This window comes from Nocardia sp. NPDC059228, from assembly GCF_042754245.1.
Taxonomy (GTDB): Bacteria; Actinomycetota; Actinomycetes; order Mycobacteriales; family Mycobacteriaceae; genus Nocardia.
The window spans coordinates 44,383-61,504 of sequence record NZ_JBHZAL010000038.1 but is presented as its reverse complement, the minus strand read 5'-3'; the positions used below and the strand labels follow the sequence as shown (position 1 = coordinate 61,504).

General features: G+C 67.7%; 19 protein-coding genes. 9 read left to right on the top strand and 10 right to left on the bottom strand.

Annotation, left to right across the window (positions count from 1 at the left end):
• The coding region (locus tag ACFXKA_RS36390; protein WP_379430816.1) for a tyrosine-type recombinase/integrase at positions 1 to 605 on the top strand (605 nt) is incomplete at its 5' end.
• Here ACFXKA_RS36390 and ACFXKA_RS36385 read toward each other — a convergent pair.
• A complete protein-coding gene (locus ACFXKA_RS36385; RefSeq protein ID WP_357007554.1) occupies positions 577 to 1,719 on the bottom strand; it encodes an acyl-CoA dehydrogenase family protein in 1,143 nt (380 codons plus the stop codon). The two genes, ACFXKA_RS36390 and ACFXKA_RS36385, sit on opposite strands and share 29 nt — an antisense overlap.
• 75 nt (positions 1,720 to 1,794) lie before the next feature.
• On the opposite strand from ACFXKA_RS36385, the gene ACFXKA_RS36380 reads away from it, so the two are divergent.
• Positions 1,795 to 2,391, top strand: a complete 597-nt coding sequence (locus ACFXKA_RS36380; protein ID WP_354849316.1) for a TetR family transcriptional regulator — start codon at positions 1,795 to 1,797, stop codon at positions 2,389 to 2,391.
• Positions 2,392 to 2,482: 91 nt separating this feature from the next.
• Complete coding sequence (locus ACFXKA_RS36375; RefSeq protein WP_379430815.1) at positions 2,483 to 3,970, top strand: FAD-binding oxidoreductase; 1,488 nt, start codon at positions 2,483 to 2,485, stop codon at positions 3,968 to 3,970.
• A gap of 4 nt (positions 3,971 to 3,974) precedes the next feature.
• Here ACFXKA_RS36375 and ACFXKA_RS36370 read toward each other — a convergent pair whose 3' ends face one another.
• Entirely contained in the window at positions 3,975 to 4,721 is a 747-nt protein-coding gene (locus tag ACFXKA_RS36370; RefSeq protein WP_354849311.1) for a serine protease, read from the bottom strand.
• A 72-nt stretch (positions 4,722 to 4,793) separates the two neighbouring features.
• Here ACFXKA_RS36370 and ACFXKA_RS36365 point away from each other — a divergent pair, with 72 nt between their 5' ends.
• From ACFXKA_RS36365 to ACFXKA_RS36350, 4 genes are all read left to right on the top strand, one after another.
• On the top strand, positions 4,794 to 5,309 hold the full coding sequence (locus ACFXKA_RS36365; protein WP_379402661.1) for a pyridoxamine 5'-phosphate oxidase family protein: 516 nt from the start codon (positions 4,794 to 4,796) through the stop codon (positions 5,307 to 5,309).
• Between the two features lie 117 nt (positions 5,310 to 5,426).
• Entirely contained in the window at positions 5,427 to 6,152 is a 726-nt protein-coding gene (locus tag ACFXKA_RS36360; protein ID WP_379430821.1) for a helix-turn-helix domain-containing protein, read from the top strand.
• Between the two features lie 62 nt (positions 6,153 to 6,214).
• The gene (locus ACFXKA_RS36355; RefSeq protein ID WP_379430814.1) at positions 6,215 to 7,216 is read left to right on the top strand and encodes a DUF222 domain-containing protein; all 1,002 of its coding nucleotides are present in this window, start codon (positions 6,215 to 6,217) and stop codon (positions 7,214 to 7,216) included.
• Entirely contained in the window at positions 7,213 to 7,668 is a 456-nt protein-coding gene (locus ACFXKA_RS36350; protein ID WP_379430813.1) for an HNH endonuclease signature motif containing protein, read from the top strand. Before ACFXKA_RS36355 ends, ACFXKA_RS36350 begins: the two co-directional genes overlap by 4 nt.
• A gap of 288 nt (positions 7,669 to 7,956) precedes the next feature.
• On the opposite strand, the gene ACFXKA_RS36345 is transcribed toward ACFXKA_RS36350, so the two are convergent.
• Genes ACFXKA_RS36345 through ACFXKA_RS36335 form a run of 3 tightly spaced genes read right to left on the bottom strand, consistent with a single transcriptional unit; the run spans position 7,957 to position 10,057 of the window.
• Complete coding sequence (locus ACFXKA_RS36345) at positions 7,957 to 8,349, bottom strand: VOC family protein (RefSeq protein ID WP_379430812.1); 393 nt, start codon at positions 8,347 to 8,349, stop codon at positions 7,957 to 7,959.
• A gap of 51 nt (positions 8,350 to 8,400) precedes the next feature.
• Positions 8,401 to 9,210 carry a hypothetical protein gene (locus ACFXKA_RS36340; RefSeq protein ID WP_379430811.1) on the bottom strand — a complete coding sequence of 270 codons (810 nt, stop codon included), beginning with the start codon at positions 9,208 to 9,210 and terminating at the stop codon, positions 8,401 to 8,403.
• A gap of 22 nt (positions 9,211 to 9,232) precedes the next feature.
• The gene (locus ACFXKA_RS36335; protein ID WP_379430810.1) at positions 9,233 to 10,057 is read right to left on the bottom strand and encodes a DUF3097 domain-containing protein; all 825 of its coding nucleotides are present in this window, start codon (positions 10,055 to 10,057) and stop codon (positions 9,233 to 9,235) included.
• A gap of 128 nt (positions 10,058 to 10,185) precedes the next feature.
• Between ACFXKA_RS36335 and ACFXKA_RS36330 the strand changes: the two genes are divergently transcribed.
• Both ACFXKA_RS36330 and ACFXKA_RS36325 read left to right on the top strand, forming a co-directional pair.
• Positions 10,186 to 10,617 (top strand): NfeD family protein, encoded by a 432-nt coding sequence (locus ACFXKA_RS36330; RefSeq protein ID WP_357007533.1) that lies wholly within the window; start codon positions 10,186 to 10,188, stop codon positions 10,615 to 10,617.
• A complete protein-coding gene (locus tag ACFXKA_RS36325; protein ID WP_379430809.1) occupies positions 10,617 to 11,864 on the top strand; it encodes an SPFH domain-containing protein in 1,248 nt (415 codons plus the stop codon). The genes ACFXKA_RS36330 and ACFXKA_RS36325 overlap by 1 nt, the downstream gene beginning before the upstream one ends.
• Positions 11,865 to 11,964: 100 nt before the next feature.
• On the opposite strand, the gene ACFXKA_RS36320 is transcribed toward ACFXKA_RS36325, so the two are convergent.
• The 5 genes from ACFXKA_RS36320 to ACFXKA_RS36300 are packed head-to-tail and all read right to left on the bottom strand — an operon-like array spanning position 11,965 to position 17,070.
• Positions 11,965 to 12,903, bottom strand: coding sequence for a TauD/TfdA dioxygenase family protein (locus tag ACFXKA_RS36320; RefSeq protein WP_379430808.1), 939 nt, complete (start codon positions 12,901 to 12,903; stop codon positions 11,965 to 11,967).
• An 18-nt stretch (positions 12,904 to 12,921) separates the two neighbouring features.
• Complete coding sequence (locus tag ACFXKA_RS36315; RefSeq protein ID WP_379430807.1) at positions 12,922 to 14,268, bottom strand: LLM class flavin-dependent oxidoreductase; 1,347 nt, start codon at positions 14,266 to 14,268, stop codon at positions 12,922 to 12,924.
• Between the two features lie 24 nt (positions 14,269 to 14,292).
• The gene (locus tag ACFXKA_RS36310; RefSeq protein ID WP_379430806.1) at positions 14,293 to 15,165 is read right to left on the bottom strand and encodes an ABC transporter permease; all 873 of its coding nucleotides are present in this window, start codon (positions 15,163 to 15,165) and stop codon (positions 14,293 to 14,295) included.
• Positions 15,158 to 15,994, bottom strand: coding sequence for an ABC transporter ATP-binding protein (locus ACFXKA_RS36305; protein WP_379430805.1), 837 nt, complete (start codon positions 15,992 to 15,994; stop codon positions 15,158 to 15,160). The genes ACFXKA_RS36310 and ACFXKA_RS36305 overlap by 8 nt, the downstream gene beginning before the upstream one ends.
• Entirely contained in the window at positions 15,991 to 17,070 is a 1,080-nt protein-coding gene (locus tag ACFXKA_RS36300; RefSeq protein ID WP_354849279.1) for an ABC transporter substrate-binding protein, read from the bottom strand. Before ACFXKA_RS36300 ends, ACFXKA_RS36305 begins: the two co-directional genes overlap by 4 nt.
• Between the last annotated feature and the right edge of the window lie 52 nt (positions 17,071 to 17,122).

The window sequence follows — 17,122 nt, the reverse complement described above, 5'->3', positions numbered from 1 at the left end:
CACACCCACCACCCGGTGACCTGCAGCTTCAACTGAATCTGAATCAAACAACCCGGACTCGAAGACCGGGTGGTCCCGTTATCGGGGACCGGTCAGTCCCGTTGGCGGACAGCGTGCTTGTCGATATCGACACGCACGTGAAGGAATTCGGGACTGTACTGGTCACGCTGCCGTGGGGGCGGCCAGATGGCGACCCAGTGACGGTGCGACTTCTCGTTGTCGGCGAGGACGGACGCATCTACAGTGGCGACCTGTTCAACAAGTTGATTTGGCGCCCGGCCTTCGGTGCCGCGGGGTTGACCTTCGGGCGGCGTGCAGACGGGATGCATGCGCTTCGGCACTACTTCGCGTCGGTCCTGCTGTCCATGGGCTGTTCCATCAAGGAGTTGGCCGACTTCCTCGGCCACAACGATCCCGGCTTTACCCTGCGGACCTACACGCACCTGGTGCCGTCCAGCCTCGATCGCGCGCGTTCGGCAATCGATTCAGCGTTCGGTCGGATCGATTCGCCCACGGCCTACAGACGGCCTGCACGGGCGAATCGAGTCAGTGCCGGTGCGCTGCGCCGTCGGAGAATCAGCCGTTTGCCAGGCTCCGGGCGATGACCAGGCGCTGGATCTGGTTGGTGCCCTCGAAGATCTGGGTGATCTTGGCCTCGCGCATGTAGCGCTCGACGGGGAAGTCCTGGGTGTAGCCGTAGCCGCCGAAGACCTGGACGGCGTCGGTGGTGACCTTCATGGCCGCGTCGGTGGCAGTGAGCTTGGCGACGCTGGCCTGGCGGGAGTAGGGGAGGCCGGCGTCGCGGCGGCGGGCGGCGTCGAGGTAGGTGGCGCGGGCGGAGTCGACGGCGGCGGCCATGTCGGCCAGGACGAAGCCGAGGCCCTGGTGGTCGATGATGGGGCGGCCGAAGGCTTCTCGCTCCTTGGCGTAGGCGACGGCGTCGTCGAGGGCGCGCTGGGCGATGCCGGTGGCGACGGCGGCGATGCCGAGGCGGCCGGAGTCCAGGGCGCTGAAGGCGATCGGAAGGCCCTGTCCCGGTTCGCCGATGAGCCGCTCGGCCGGGAGGAAGACGTTGTCGTAGGCGGCGGTGGTGGTCGGGACCGCGCGCAGGCCCATCTTCTCCTCGGGCTTGCCGAACGACAGGCCCTCGGTGCCGGCGGGGACCAGGAAGCACGAGATGCCGCGTGAGCCCTCACCGGTGCGGGCGAACAGGGTGTAGTAATCGGCCTTGCCGCCGTTGGTGATCCACGCCTTGGTGCCGGTGATGCGGTAGCCGCCCTCGGCCTCGACGGCCCGGCAGCGCAGGGCGGCGGCGTCGGATCCGGCATGGGATTCGGACAGGCTGTAGGCGCCGATCAGATTGCCGGACAGCATCTCCGGCAGCCAGCGCTGCTTCTGCTCCTCGGTGCCGTAGGCGAACAGCGGATGGCACGACAGGCTGTGCACGCTCACCGCCACCGCGACCGCCGCCCAGCGCGCGCCGAGCTCCTCGAGCACCTGCAGATACACCTCGTACGGCTGCCCGGCCCCGCCGAACTCCTCCGGATACGGCAGGCTCAGCAGCCCCGCCGCGCCGAGCGCGCGGAAGGCCTCGGCAGGGTAGCGCTCCTGCTTCTCGTACTCCACGACCTGGGGCTCGAGCACCTTGTCCGCGATATCGCGGGTGAGCTCGATGAGGTCGCGGGCTTCGGGCGTGGGCAGCAGGCGATCGACGGGCATGCCGGTCACATTACGACCGACACCCAATTGCGTGCAAGGGAGCACGCAATTTCGCAAGGCGGCTAGACTGACCAGGTGGTATCCGGTCTGCCCCCGAACAAGCATCAGGAGAAGAGTCTCCGCACCCGAGCGCTGCTACTGGATGCGGCCATCGAGAGCCTGGCCGAGGTGGGGTACGCGAGCGCGTCGATCGCCGACATCACCGCGCGGGCCGGGGTGACGCGGGGCGCGCAGCTGCATCACTTCCACACCCGGCAGGAATTGTTCGCCCAGACCATCGAGCATCTGACGCAGCGGCAGGGGGAGGCGCTGCAGCGGCGGGAGCGGACGCTGTCGCGGGCGGCGTCGGCGGGGGAGGTGCTGGTCGAGCTGGTGACCGCACCGTTCGCGGGGAAGCTGGGCAAGGCGGCGGTGGAATTGTACGTCGGCATCGCCAATGACAAGGACCTGCGCCGGAACATGCTGCGCGTGCAGCACGACCTGACGATCGAACTGCTCGATGCCTGCGGGCGTTTCATCGACGCGCCGCGCGAACGCCTCGAGGCCGCGTTCTGGCTCACCATCAATCTGGTGCGCGGCGCGACCCTCGATGAGATGGTGGGACGGGATCGCCTGCGGCGCAAGCAGGTTCTCGCCGATTGGGCGCGGCTCGCCGAGGGCATGCTCGGGTGAAACACGAACGTTCACGGTCGCGATAACCGACCGTTGAATGGTTCGTGTGTGCCCGGCGGGCCGGGCACACCCTCGGGGGAGGGGCGCCGTCATGGCGATCAATCGGCGAAATCTGTTGCGGGCGGCCGGACTCGGCGCGAGCCTGGCCGCACTCGGGTCGGCGACCGGCTGCGTGCCGGAGGTGCCTGCCGCGCAACCGCCTGCCGGACAGGTGGATTGGGGCGCGCTACGGCAGCGCTCGAGCGGGACACTGAATCTGCCGTCCGACTCCGGTTATGCGACGGCGAAACTGGCCTACAACCCCGCGTTCGACACCCGGCGGCCCGCCGCAATCGCGCAGTGCGCCACGGCTTCCGATGTGCAGGCCTGCGTCGATGCCGCCGCGCGCGCGAAGATCCCGGTGGCGGCACGCAGCGGCGGGCACAGCTACGGCGGCTACTCGACACCCGACAACGGCCTGGTCGTGGATCTGGGCGGGATGAGCGGGGTCGAGGTGAAAGCGGACGGCACCGCGGTCATCGGTGCGGGCGCTCGGCTGATGGACGTGTACTCCGCGCTGGCCCAGGCGGGCCGTTGCCTCCCGGCCGGGTCGTGTCCGACGGTCGGGATCGCCGGGCTGACGCTCGGCGGCGGGGTCGGCGTGCTGGCCGGGAAGTACGGATTGACATGCGACAACCTGGTTTCGGCGCAGGTGGTCACCGCGGACGGCACGCTGCGGACCGCCTCGGCGACCTCGGAACTGGATCTGTTCTGGGCGCTGCGCGGTGGCGGTGGCGGCAACTTCGGCATCGTCACCTCGTTCACCTTCCAGACCGTGGCGGCACCCCAGCTGGCGGTCTTCCAGGTCCGCTTTCCGGCCGGGTCGCTGACCGACGTGCTGGGCGGCTGGCAGGCCTTCACTGCGTCTGCGCCGGACGAATTCTGGTCCACCCTCGGCATTTCCGCCGGGAGCCCGCCGACGTGCCGGATCAATGGCTGCTATGTCGGACCCGAGAGCGCGATGAACAGTCTGCTCGACAAACTGGTGGCAGCCACCAGAACCCAACCGTCCAACAGGTATTCGCTGACCAAGGACTACCTTTCGGCAATGATGTATTTCGGTGGGTGTGCGAATTATTCGGTGGAGCAGTGCCGGCCCAATTGGAATGGCGGGGGAGTATTGGGTCGCGAGTCGTTCACGGCCTCCTCGCGGGTGCTGACCAAACCGCTTTCCGACCCGAGTCGGTTGACCGCACTGCTCACCGGCCGCGAAGGGATGGATATTCTGCTGGACAGTCTCTCCGGGGCTCCCTCTCGAATCGGTGTGAAGGACACGGCTTTTCCGTATCGCGGCGCGCTGGCGACCGCCCAGATCTATGTCGGGGCCACCACGTCGGATGCACGGAACGCGGTGAACGAGGTACGGGATCGGCTCGGCGACCTGACCGGGAACACGGCATTCGTCAACTACATCGACCCCGACCTGTCGAATTGGGGCAGCGCCTATTACGGCGGCAACGCATCTCGTCTGCACGGCATCGCCGAGCACTACGACCCCGATGGTGTCTTCACCTTCGACCAGTCGGCGTCGAAGGTCTGACGGCTCAGAACGGTGCGGGCAGCCGAGCGTAGACGGTCGGAGAGCCGGCCAGGGCTGTCCCGCGCGCCCACGAGGTGATGCCGGCCAGCTTGCCGTCGACGAGCAGCGGTCCGCCGCTGTCGAATTCGGCGGTGTCGGCCTCGGTCGAGCCGGCACACACCATCTCGGTGGCATCGAAGACGCCGGGGTAGTCGGCGGCGCAGTCAGCGTCCGAGACCAGTGGGACGGTGGCGCGCCTGAGCACGGTGTTGAACAGGTCGTTTGCGGAGGTGCCGCCCCAGCCGAGCACGGTCGCGCTGCCGCCGTGTGGCGCGGCGATCGACACGGTGGGCCGGTGCTGCGGGGTCGCGAGGGTCAGGATGGCGAGGTCGTGGTGGTAGACGTCGACGCCGTCGACCGTGTCGGAGCGAAAATCGGGGTGCAGGCGAACACCGGTGACACTCACGGTGATTCCCTCGTGTGAGGTCAGGTCGCTGCGATCGAAGGTGACCGTCAGCGCCTGTGGCAGCATTTGGGCGATCGCCACACAGTGGGCGGAGGTGAGCACCTGGTCGGGTGCGATGAGCGCGCCGCCGCAGAACTGGCCGGAGGCGCGGGGGAAGAACAGCGGGGTGCCGACCGCGGCGAGCCAGGGATAGTCGCCGGCCTGGGCTTCGGTGCCGCCGACCACGGCATTCGCCGGGAGTGTGGCGGGGATGACGCAACCGATGAGCGCCGCGGCGAGCACGGCGATCCGGCGGGAGATCGACATCTGGCCATTCAAACAGAGATCAGGGAGTTTCGACGAGCGGAGGTGTCGGTCCCCGGGAGTACGGTCGCGAACATGACCTCCTGGACCGAGTTCGCCGCCGCCGCACCCCGGATCTCGACCATCTTCACCCGTCGTCACGCCGCCACCGGCAACCTGTGCATGCTCGCCACCCTCCGCAAGGACGGCTTTCCGCGTATCAGCCCGCTCGAACCGCGCATCTTCGAGGGCGAGCTGTGGCTGGTCGGCATGCCGGGAACGAAGAAGTTCGCGGATCTGGCCCGCGACCCACGCTTCTGCCTGCACACGGCGACGGTGGACACGCAGGTCAGCGACGGCGACGTGAAGATCTTCGGCACGGTGCACGATGTCCAGGATCCCGAGCTGCAGCGGCGCTGGGCCGAGGACCTGTTCGCCGAGAGCGGGTTCGACCTGCGCGGCCGCAAGTTCGAGCCGTTCTACGCCGTCGACATCACGGGGGCGTCGTCGGTCGAGATCGTGGACGGGCGCATGGAGGTGACGGCCTGGAAGCCGGGGCAGTCCGAGCACGTGGTCGAGGTCTCCGATGCAGCGGAACCCGCGACTACATAACGTGCAATATTGCATCGAGTGCAAACAAGCAAACGATGCAAGGGTGCACGAAGTGCTGAACAAAGGTGTGTTTCAGCGCTTTTCGGGTTCGGGACGCGGTGAGGAGTGGGTGTGGTGATGCAAATCCACCCGCCGCGGGGCTATCGGGAGCGACCGTCGGGGGTCGGCGGCGCGGTGGTGTGGACTCGCGAGGGTGTCGTGGACACGGATCTGCCCGTGCTGCCGGACGGCAGCATGGATCTGCTGTGGATCGACGGGCGACTCTCGGTGGCGGGCCCGGACACCCGTGCCTACCGTCCGCCGGCGGGATTCGCCGACCGGATCGCGGGGATGCGCTTCTTCCCCGGCACGGCCCCGGCTCTGCTCGGGGTGCCCGCGCACGAACTGCGCGACGCCAGAGCTGATCTCGCCGACCTCTGGTCACCGGCAGACCTCCGCCGCGCCTCCGAGCTGATCGCCAAGGCGCCGAATCCGACGGTCGGTCTCGAGACCATCGCACGCTGGCGTGCAAGCCGGGCCGATGCCGCGGATCCGATGGTGCGGTTCATCGTGACCTCGTTGGGCTCGGGGATGTCGGTGTCGGCGACGGCCGAAGAATTGGGGACGGGTCCGCGGGGGCTGCATCGACTCTCCTTGGTGGCCTTCGGGTATGGGCCGAAGACTCTGGCCCGGGTATTGAGGATGCAGCGGGCATTGGCGCTGGCGCGGGGTGGGACGGGGCTTGCGGAGGTTGCCGCATTAGTGGGATACGCCGATCAAGCGCATTTGACTCGGGATATTCGAGAGTTTTCGGACATGTCGCCCGGGCAATTACTCGGATTAGTGGAAATGCCCCCGGTCTGAATTTACTTATATCACATGGTAATTCACACCTTAATAGCATGTGCCAGAGGTAGAATAGATGCATGGATTCGAAGGGGGAAACACTCGACACGTGCGGCATCGCCGACCTGGAAGCCGCCGTCGAGACCCTGTCGAATTCCGTCCTGCACGGCAACCTCACCCCGTTCTCCGACAGTGATGTCGTGGAGTTGATGCAGCGGCTGGAAACCTGCAAACGTCAACTGTCGGCGCTGGATTCACGCTTGATCATCGAGGCCTGCAGCCGCTCGCTGCCCGAAGGCAGCGGGGCGAAGGATGTGGTGCCGTTCCTGCGGCAGACCTTGGGCCTGTCGAGGTACGACGCGTCGGTGCGGGTGGAGATCACCCGCCAGTGCGGGGAATTCTTCGAACCCACCGGACACCTGCGCCCGGCGACGTTGGCTTCGACTGCCGAAGCCTTTGAAGCAGGCGACATCTCACGCGATCACGTCCGCAACATCATCGACGTCATGAACCACCTGCCCGCCGACATCCCCGCCGAGACGTGCACGGAAGCCGAGGCCATCCTGGTCGGCCACTCCCGTGTCGGTTGGCCCGATGACCTGCCCAAGATCGGCCGCGACATCCTCGCCCGGGTCGACCCGGACGGCAAGGTCGTCTCCGACACCGACCGCCGTCGCCGCCGCGGGCTGATCCTGGGACGTCCCGGAGTGGACGGCATGTCGTGGATCGAGGGCTGGATCACCCCCGAGCTGCGTGCCCTGCTCGATGCGGTCTTCGCCAAGCTCGCGCGTCCGGGTATGTGCAACATCGACGACGTCGACAGCGTCGCTGCCACGGTCAGGGTCGTCGATTCCAAGGTCCTCGAGGCGGCCGCGCGCCGTGACCGCCGTGATGGCGGTCAACGCACCCACGACGCGTTGTTCGCGCTCCTGCAGCCCGGCGTCGACCCGGCCAAGCTGGGTTCGCACCGGGGTCTGCCGGTGCAGGCCATCCTGACCATGAACCTCGCCGACCTCGCGAGCGTGGAGCCGGGGTCGCGACCACCGCCTCGGGCGGCCATGTCTCGATCAACGAGGCGTTGAAGCTGGCCGAGGGCACCCGCCCGGTACTGGCGGTCCTCGACGCCGACGGGCTGCCGCTGTACCTGGGCCGCTGCCAACGCCTGGCCACCCCGGCCCAGCGGTTGGCGTTGATCGCTCGCGACAAGGGCTGCACCCGCCCGGGATGCGACGCACCCGCGTCGATGTGCGCGGTCCACCACATCACCGACTGGGCCACAGGCGGGCCGACGGATCTGGCCAATCTGACCCTGGTCTGCGATCACTGCCACGCGCTGGTGAACGACAGTGCCGAGGGTTGGAAAACCGTTGTCATGGGCAAGGATTCCCCGTATCGGGGCCGGACCGGGTGGATTGCCCCGAAACGCCTTGACCCCACGGGCGCGGCGCGGGTGAACGACAGACATCACGTGGGGCAGCAGGTCGCCGCTGCCATCGATTACAGTTGCCGGCGGTGGGGTTCACGGGCCGCATGAATCCCGGCTGCGCATGTCCTACTGGCGTGCGCAGGGACCGGGGAGTGTGGTCACTTCGCCTGCCCTGCCGGGCTTGGGCTGACGCCGGGTCGGGAGCGTCTCCCACCGATCCCAGCCCAGGGACTGCACGCATCACCTTTTACAGACACCAAACCCACCGCTATCTCGCGGCTGATCCGCGAACCCGCAACACTCATAGTGGGATTCCCGCAATCGCCGCAATCGCCGCGATCGGCACGGTCGTCGCCACCGTGACCAGTTGTCTTTTCGCCCTTGGGGCTTGACGCTTTACGTGAGGGCGGCGTAGAGGTCGACGCTATTGCCGTCGGGGTCGAGGACTGTGGCGTACCGCTGGCCCCAGAACGCATCGAAGGGTTTGAGCTCTGCTCGGTAGCCTGCGTCGACCAGCTCTTCGAACTTCTGGTCCACCCCGGAAGGTGAGCCGCAGTCGCACGCGAGGCCGATTCGCCCGGGCCCAGGAACTGCCTTCCAGTCCGGATGGAATGAGCGGACTGTCTCCTCGGTGTCGAGCATCAGCTTGATACCGCCGCCCAGGTGGGCGTCCACGTGCGGCTGCTGCTCGGAGCCGTCGGCGAACTCCACGCCCAGACGCCGATAGAACTCCAGCGACGCACCCATGTTCGTCACCACGATCCCGATCACATTCAGTCGAATAGCCATACCCGAACGGTATGCGGCCCCGTCACGGGAGGTCTTGAAGAAATCGGACAGTCAGCGGGCGTGGACCGCGGCCAGGCGTGCGGCCCGGATCGCGTTCCAGAGTGGCCGGAGCAGGGCCTCCTGGGCGGCCACGGCGGTCGCGGAGGTGGGGGCCGAGGCTGGTTCGCGTTCGGCGACGGTGAGGATCGCGGCCACCTGGTCGGCGGTATCGAGGATCCGCCGCGCGCGCAGGGGCATCGAATCGGGGTATTTATGCCTGGTATGTCCGGCCAGTTCGGCCTCGACGAGTTCGCGAGGCCCGACTCCGCCGGACCCGAGCCTGGTGGTTTGGAGCTGCTGGAGTGCGTCGGCGGCGTCGCGGACCGCTTCCCGCATGGTGTATTCGGCTTCGCCCAGCGGCATTTTGGGTGCGAGCGCGAAGGGGATCGGCGCCGAGTAGACCCGCCATTGCAGTGCGTCGTCGTCGGTCCAGACCGGGACCAGCCCGGTGCCGCTGGACCCGGCCGTCCCGATCAGAATGCCTTCCTCGGCTTCGGTTGCGGCGGTGGCGAATTCGGTGCCGACCGGGAGTCCGCGCACGTCTCCGGGGATCGGCAGCACCAGCCGCAGCTGCGCCTCGGGCCCGTCGATCGCTTCCCGGATGACCTTGAGCAGCACCATGATTCCCGCCCCGGCCACTGCCGCGGGCTCGTCGTCGGACGCCCACGGTAATCCGGTGCGTCCGCCGGTCACGGGATCCCCGGCGGCCACCGTCTGCTGGGGAGCCCAGGCGCGCAGCGCGTCCAGCACGTCGTCGGGGGCGCTGCGGCCGGCCAGCCAGGCGCCGGCCCAGACCGTCAGCGATGCACTCGGGGAACTCATGCATTCGAGGATAACTGGCGGGCTACTCCTGCTCGGTGACGAAATCGATCAGTCGTTCGACCGCGCCGATGAGCGGGGTCTCCAGATCGCGATAGGAGTTGACCGCGTGGTAGACGCGCCGCCACCCCTCCTGCGGCGTGCCCCAGCGTAGCCGCTGGCAGATGCCGGTTTTCCAGTCTTTGCCGCGCGGGACATCGGGCCAGGCGGGGATGCCGACGGCCTGCGGGCGGACGGCCTGCCACACGTCGATGTAGGGGTGACCGGTGACGAGGACGTGCGCGCCCAGGCCCTGGGTCAGGCCGGATTCCTTGGAGCCGGTGACCAAATGGTCGACCAGGACTCCGACGCGCCGGGTCGGTCCGGGCTGGAATTCGGCGAGTTTGGCGCCGAGATGGTCGAGGCCCTCGAGCTGTTCGACCACCACGCCTTCGACCCGCAGGTCGTGACCCCACACCCGCTCGACCAGTGCGGCGTCGTGCACACCCTCCACCCAGATGCGGCTGGCCTTCGCGACGCGCGCCTTCAGCCCTTCGACGCGGGTCGATCCCGAGGCGGATCGCGTGGGCTGCTCGAGTGCGGAGGCGGTGGGCTTCACGAGTGTCACCGGCTGCCCGTCGATCAGAAACGCGGCTTCTCGCAGCGCGAACAGCCGGACCCGCCCACTGCGATCCTCGAGTTTGACGAACTCGCCGTCGTAGCTGCGATCGAAACCCACTACGGCGCCGCAGAATCCGGTGGCCGCGTCCTCGGCGACGAGGTCGCGTTCGGCGACCACGCGGGGCACCTCCCGTTTCTGCTTGCGTGCGTGCCCGGAGAAGATGTCGCCGTACCGTTGGTGCCCACTCACCGCGTCGAGGTTACCGGCGGTGAGCGGGAATCCCCCTCGCGCCGCGCCCATTCCGATATGTCCGGTAGAAAGCGCGGAGTGATCACGAATACCGGCCGTAACCCGCGATTACGGTTACTGTTGGTGACGTGGCCGCAATAGTTTGGCTGGTCGCGGGCATCCTGCTCGCGGCGGCCGAGATGCTCACGGGCAGTCTCGTGCTGATCATGCTGGGTGTTGCCGCGCTCATCACTGCGGGCGCCAACGAGCTCACCGGCTCATCGGTACTCATCGACGCGGTGGTGTTCAGTGTGTCGTCGATTGCCCTGCTCGTGCTGGTCCGCCCATTCCTGTTGCGGCGCTACGCGATTCCGCCGCCACATCAGACCGGGGTGGACGCGTTGCCCGGCAAGACCGCGAAGGTGCTCGAAACGGTCGACGAGCACGGCGGTCGCGTGAAGCTCGGTGGCGAGGTGTGGAGCGCGCGTCCCTATGACGCCGCGGAGTCCTATCCCGTCGGTTCGACCGTGTACATCATGAGGATCGACGGCGCCCACGCCGTCGTCATGAAAGGGCCGTGATGGCTGTACTGATAGTCGCCGTCGTACTCATCCTGCTGGTCGTGGTGGTGGTCTTCAAATCGGTGGCCCTGGTGCCGCAGGCCGAGGCCGCCGTGATCGAGCGGCTCGGCCGGTATTCGCGGACGGTGTCCGGGCAGCTGACCTTCCTGGTGCCGTTCGCCGATCGGGTGCGCGCCAAGGTGGATCTGCGCGAGCGGGTGGTGTCGTTCCCGCCGCAGCCGGTCATCACCCAGGACAACCTGACCGTCCAGATCGACTCGGTGGTCTACTTCCAGGTCACCAGTCCGCAGGCCGCGGTCTACGAGATCTCCAATTACATTGCGGCGGTGGAACAGTTGACGATCACCACATTGCGCAATGTGGTCGGCGGCATGACCCTCGAGGAAACCCTGACCTCCCGCGACCAGATCAACACCCAGCTGCGCGGGGTGCTCGACGAGGCCACCGGCCGCTGGGGTCTGCGGGTGTCGCGCGTCGAGCTGAAGGCCATCGATCCGCCGCCGTCGATTCAGGAATCGATGGAGAAGCAGATGAAGGCCGACCGTGAGAAGCGCGCCATTATCCTCACCGCGGAAGGTCAGCGGGAGGCGTCGATCAAGACGGCCGAGGGCCAGAAGCAGGCGCAGATCCTGGCGGCCGAAGGCTCCAAGCAGTCGGCCATCCTCTCCGCCGAGGGCGAGCGGCAGTCCCGCATCCTGCGCGCTCAGGGTGAGCGGGCCGCCGCCTACCTGCAGGCGCAGGGCCAGGCCAAGGCCATCGAGAAGGTGTTCGCCGCCATCAAGAACGGCAAGCCCACCCCCGAGCTGCTGGCCTACCAGTACATGCAGACCCTGCCGCAGGTCGCCAAGGGCGACGCCAACAAGGTGTGGCTGGTGCCCAGCGATTTCGGCAAGGCCCTCGAGGGCTTCGCGCGCGGCTTCGGCAAGCAGGGCGAGGACGGCGTGTTCCGGTACGAGCCGTCCGAGGACGGTGCGGCCGCGGAAGCGCCCGAGAACGATGCCGACGAGGTGGCCGACTGGTTCGACACCGCCACCGACCCGGCCACCCAGCGGGCCGTCCGGGCAGCCGAGGCCGATGCGCGGGCACCGATCGAGCCGGTCGGTTTGCCGCAGACCTCGACCCGGCCGAATCTGGGACAACGTCCGCCCCAGCCGCAGCAGCAGCCGGTACAGCCGCAGTACAGGCAGGAGCCCCCGGACCAGCGCTGGCAGAACCCGCCTCCGCCGCCGCGTCCGCTGGGCCGCTGACGGTCCGGGGTATCGAACACGGGGATCGAATCAGGAACTGAGCGGGGCCCTCTCGACACTGTCGAGAGGGCCCCGCTGATTGGTGGCGAGCGCCGCGGGATCAGTTCCGCGAGCCGCCGAAGTGCTCACCGGCGATGGAACGGGAGGGCTCGCCGTCGACGCCGACCGGCACGTCGCCCTCCAGGGTCGTGCGGTAGAGCACGCGGGTCACGTCCAGGTGGGTGAGGTCGCCGGGCGCGAGGTGCGCGGTGGCCCGGTTGTCCCAGAACGCGACACTGCCCTTCTCCCAACGGAATCGGACCGTATACGCCGGATCGGAGAGTTCGGCGTAGAGCAGTTCCAGCAGCGCGTCGCTCTGCCGCGGGCTGAGGCCCACGATCCGGGTGGTGAAGCCCGGGTTCACGAACAGCACGCGTTCGCCGGTCACCGGATGCACCCGCACCACCGGATGCTCGGTGATCAGCGGTGCGGCCGCGACCCGCTTGGCGTAGTCGCTCTCCGCGTCCCAGGCGGGCAGCTTGCCGCCGAATCGGTGTTCGGCGCGCAGTCCGTCGAGGAAGGACTTGAGTGAATCCGGCAGGCCCGCGTAGGCGGCGGCGAGGTTGGTCCACTGGGTGTCGCCGCCGCGCTCGGGCGCGATCTCGGCCCGCAGCAGCGAAGCCGCGGGCGGGTTGATGAGCGGCGAGACGTCGGTGTGCCAGTGGTTGGTGTAGCTGAATTTCTTCTTCCCGAACCGCTTTTCGTACAGGCGGCTGTCGACGGCGAGGATCTCCGGGTACTCGGTGGGCGCGTCATCGTCGTACGGGTGCGAGGGCGTGACCGCGCCGAATCGCTGGGAGAAGGCGATCTGTTCGGCGTGCCCGATGTGCTGATCCCGGAAGAACAGCACCTTGTATTCGTGCAGCGCGGCGGTGAGTACCGCGATCTGCTCGTCGGTGAAGTCGTCGCGCAGGTCGATGCCGCTGATCTCGGCGCCGATATGCCCGGCAACGGGTCCGATGCGGAAGGTACCGACCTGGTTCTCGGTTGCGGTGGTCATGTGCGTTCCTTTCAGATCTCAGGCGGTCGCCTGGGTACGGGCGGGTGCGAACTGGCTTTCCACGGGCGTGAGTCCGTAGTGGCCGCGCAGGGTCGGGGCGGTGTAGTCGGTGCGGAACAGGCCGCGCTCCTGCAGGATCGGGACCACACGGTCGACGAAGTCCTCGAGCCCGCCGGGCAGGTAGGGCGGCATGATGTTGAAGCCGTCGGCCGCGCCCTGGTCGAACCAGGACTGGAGTTCGTCGGCGATCTGTTCGGGCGTGCCGGCGAAGGTGCGGTGACCGCGGCCGCCGCCGAGTTTGCCTATGAGCTGGCGGACGGTCAGGTCCTCGTTTTCGGCGAGCTCCTTGACGAGGGTGAATCTGCTCTTGCCGCCCTGGATGTCGCTCTCCTGCGGCAAGGGCGGCAGCGGTGCGTCGAGGGCGTGCTCGGTGAGGTCGACGCCGAGCAGGGTGGAGAGTTGCCGCAGGGCGTAGTCGGGGGAGATGAGGTCGGTGAATTCCTGTTCGAGTGCGCGGGCTTCGGCCTCGGTGTCGGCGATGAAGGGGACCAGGCCCGGCAGGACCTTGAGGTCGTCGGCGGCGCGGCCGTATTTGGGCAGCCGGGACTTCAGGTCGCGGTAGAACTTCTGCCCCTCCTCGATGGTGCGCTGCGCGGTGAACACCGCTTCGGCGTGGCGGGCGGCGAATTCCTTGCCGCTCTCGGAGGATCCGGCCTGCACCAGCAGCGGGCGGCCCTGGGGGCTGCGAGGCGAATTCAGCGGGCCCCGGACCTGGAAGCGTTCGCCGCGGTAGTCGAGAGTGTGAACCTTGTCGGGGTCGGCGAAGATGCCGGTCTCCGGGTCGAGCACGATGGCATCGGATTCCCAGGTGTCCCAGAGCCGTACCGCCAGATCGACGAATTCGTCGGCGCGCTCGTAGCGGCGGGCGTGCTCGGGGATGGCGTCGTAGCCGAAGTTGAACGCCTCGTCCTCGCTACCCGAGGTGACGATGTTCCAGCCGGCCCGGCCGCCGCTGATGTGGTCGAGGGACGCGAATTTCCGTGCCAGGTTGAAGGGTTCGTTGTAGGTGGTGGAGGCGGTCGCGATCAATCCGACGTGCTCGGTGACGGCGGCGATGGCGGCGAGCAGGGTGATCGGCTCGAAGACGGCGAGCGCGTTGCGCTTGATCCGGGGTCCGACGGCCAGCCCGTCGGCGAAGAACACCGAGTCGAGCTTGCCGCGTTCGGCGATGCGGCCCAGTTCCTGGAAGTGCTTCACATCCAGGACCCGATGCTCCTCGGTGCGCGGATGCCGCCAGGCGGCCTCGTGGTGGCCGACGCCCATGAGGAAGGCGTTCAGGTGGAAGGTCTTGCGTGCGTTGGACATAGAAGAGGGTTCCTTCGACAGGTTTCAGTGGGCGCGCCAGCGGGACAGCCGTCGCTCGATGGCCACGAGCACGCCGTTGTAGGTGAGTCCGACCAGGGCGATGGCCACGATCCCGGCGTACATGTCCGGAATCTGGAAGTTCTGCTGGGCGGCGGTGATCAGGTAGCCGAGCCCGGAGCGCGCCCCGAACATCTCGGCGGCGATGAGCACCAGGATCGATCCGGACGCGGCCATGCGGATGCCGGTGAAGATCGACGGCACGGCGGCGGGCAGGATCACCTTCTGGAACAGGCGCAGCGGTGAGAACTCAAGCGAGACCGCCGATTTCACGAGCAACGGATCGACCGTCCGCACCCCGCTGATGGTGTTGAGCAGAATCGGGAAGAACCCGGCGTACACCACCAGCGCGATCTTGGAGGTCTCGCCGATGCCGAGGATCAGGATGAACACCGGCAGCAGCGCCAGGGCGGCGGTATTGCGGAACAGTTCCAGCACCGGGCTCAGGAATTCCGCCACCGGCCGGTACCAGGCAATGGCCACACCCACCGGAATGGCCGCGAACAGGGCGATGGAGAAGCCGATGAGCGACCGGGTCACGCTGGCCGAGACGTGTTCCCACAGTTGGCCGTTGCGGATGAGCTCCAGCCCCGCCTGCACGACCGCCGAGAACGGCGGCAGGAACACCTCGTCCACCAGCCCCAGCCGTGGCGCGGCTTCCCACAGGGCGAGGAAGGCTGCGATCACGATGGCGGGCTTACCGATTCGCCAGGCGATTCTGGCGACGGCGGGCAGCACGGCCGGAGCACGCCGGGTTCCCGTGTGGGTGACGTCGCCGGTGCCGGCCGGCTCCGGACGGAGATCGATGGATGCTTCGACGAGTTGCAGTGCGCTAGACATGGGAGCTCCTCTTGTCGGCGGTGAGCGCGGCCTGCTCGAGGTTCTGTGCCCGCGTGACCTCGTCGTGCAGCAGGGACCAGACGTGATGGCGCAGTTCGCGGAATCGTTCGCTGGAACGGATATCCGGGTCCCCGGCACGGTCGAGGTCGATGTCCACGACCGCCTTGATCCGCCCGGGTCGCGAGGTCAGCACCGCCACGCGCTGGCCCAGGTACACCGCCTCGTCGATGCCGTGGGTGATGAACAGCACCGTCTTCCCGGTAGCCCGCCAGATCCGTAACAGCTCGTCCTGCAACGACTCCCGGGTCTGGGCGTCGAGGGCGGCGAAGGGCTCGTCCATCAGCAGCACCTCCGGGTCGAAGGCCAGGCTGCGGGCGATGGCGACCCGCTGTTTCATGCCGCCGGACAATTCGTGCGGATAGCGGTTCCCGAATCCGGCCAGGCCGACCAGTTCGAGATAGTGCTCTGCGACCTCGCGGCGTTCGCGCCGGCGAATGCCCTTGGCCTCCAAGCCGAATTCGATATTGGCCCGGGCGGTGCGCCAGGGCAGCAGCGCGTACTGCTGGAAGACGATCCCGCGGTCCAGACCGGGTCCGGTGACCGGCGCCCCGTCCAGCAGGATCTGTCCTGAGGTGGGTTTGCCGAGCCCGCCGAGCAGATCCAGCAGGGTGGACTTGCCCGACCCGCTGGGCCCGACCAGGACCAGGAACTCACCGTCCCGCACATCGACGCTGATATCGGCGAGCGCGGTGAAACTCTCCTGCTCCCCGCGCACGGCGAATTCCTTGCTGACTCCGGTGAGCGCGAGTTTGACGGTCGCGGAACTCATTTCGCCACCGCCTCACCGCTGGGACCGCTGGCGGCCGGGTAGGTGCCGTTGGCGTAGGGATTGTCCTTGTTGGTGTAGAGGTCCTTGGCCGCGAGCTTGCCCGCGGGCAGTTCCCCATTGCGGACCAGCCAGTCGATCCAGATCTGCAGTTCGCGTTCGGCGATCACGCCGCCGGGGACGGGGATACCCGAGCTCTTGTAGTACTGCAGCAGCCCGGTGTTCTCGTTGCGCCCGCGCTTGTGGATGATGTCGGCGAACCGCGCCACCACCTCGTCGCGCGGCGTGACCTGCAGCCAGCGGGTGGCCCGTGCGGTGCCCTGCACGAAATCGGCGACGGCCGCGGCATGCGACTTCAGGTAGTCGTTGCGGAAAACGTAAGTGCCGTAATCGAACTGACCGAACAGATCCTTGTCGGTGTAGAGCGGATGCACTCCGCCGCGCCCGACGGCGGTGTCGCGGAAGACGCCGCCGAGCGCGGCCACATCGATCTGGCCGTTGCGCAGCGCGTCCTCGGTACTGGCAGGCGGCAACACGACCAGCTGGACCTGCTTGATCTCCTGATCGCTGAGTCCCTGGTCGTGCAGCCACTGCCGGGTGATGAACTCGTGGTGCGCACCCAGGGTGTTGACGCCGACCTTCTTGCCGATGAGGTCGCGCGCGGAGGTGATGCCGGAATTGTCGCGGACGAAGTAGCCGGTGAAGTTGAGTTCGTCGGCCCCGTAGGAGCTGAGGACAGCGGTGACGGGAGCGCCGCCCGCGACCAGCTTGATGACCGCGCCGTTGAAGGCGCTGCCGAATTCGACCTGCTTGGTGGCGGCGGCCTGGATATTGGCCGGGCCGCTGGTGGTGTCGCCCTCCCAGTGGAGGTCGATCTTGCTGAAGTAGCCGAGGTCGGCGGCCAGTTCGAAGGCGGAGACCTGACCGGTCGAGCCCTGATAGCGGAGGACGGTCTTACCGTCGGCGGTCGTGCCCGCGTCGGTTTTCGCGCAGCCGGTGAGCAGGACGAGAGCACTGGAGACGGCGAACGCGGCGGCGAGGACGCGGCGCACCCGGGTCCGGCGGGGAGGGAATGCCATGGGGGAGTCTTTCGGTGAATACGACTGTCGCTCGGTGGGATTCGAGGGCTGG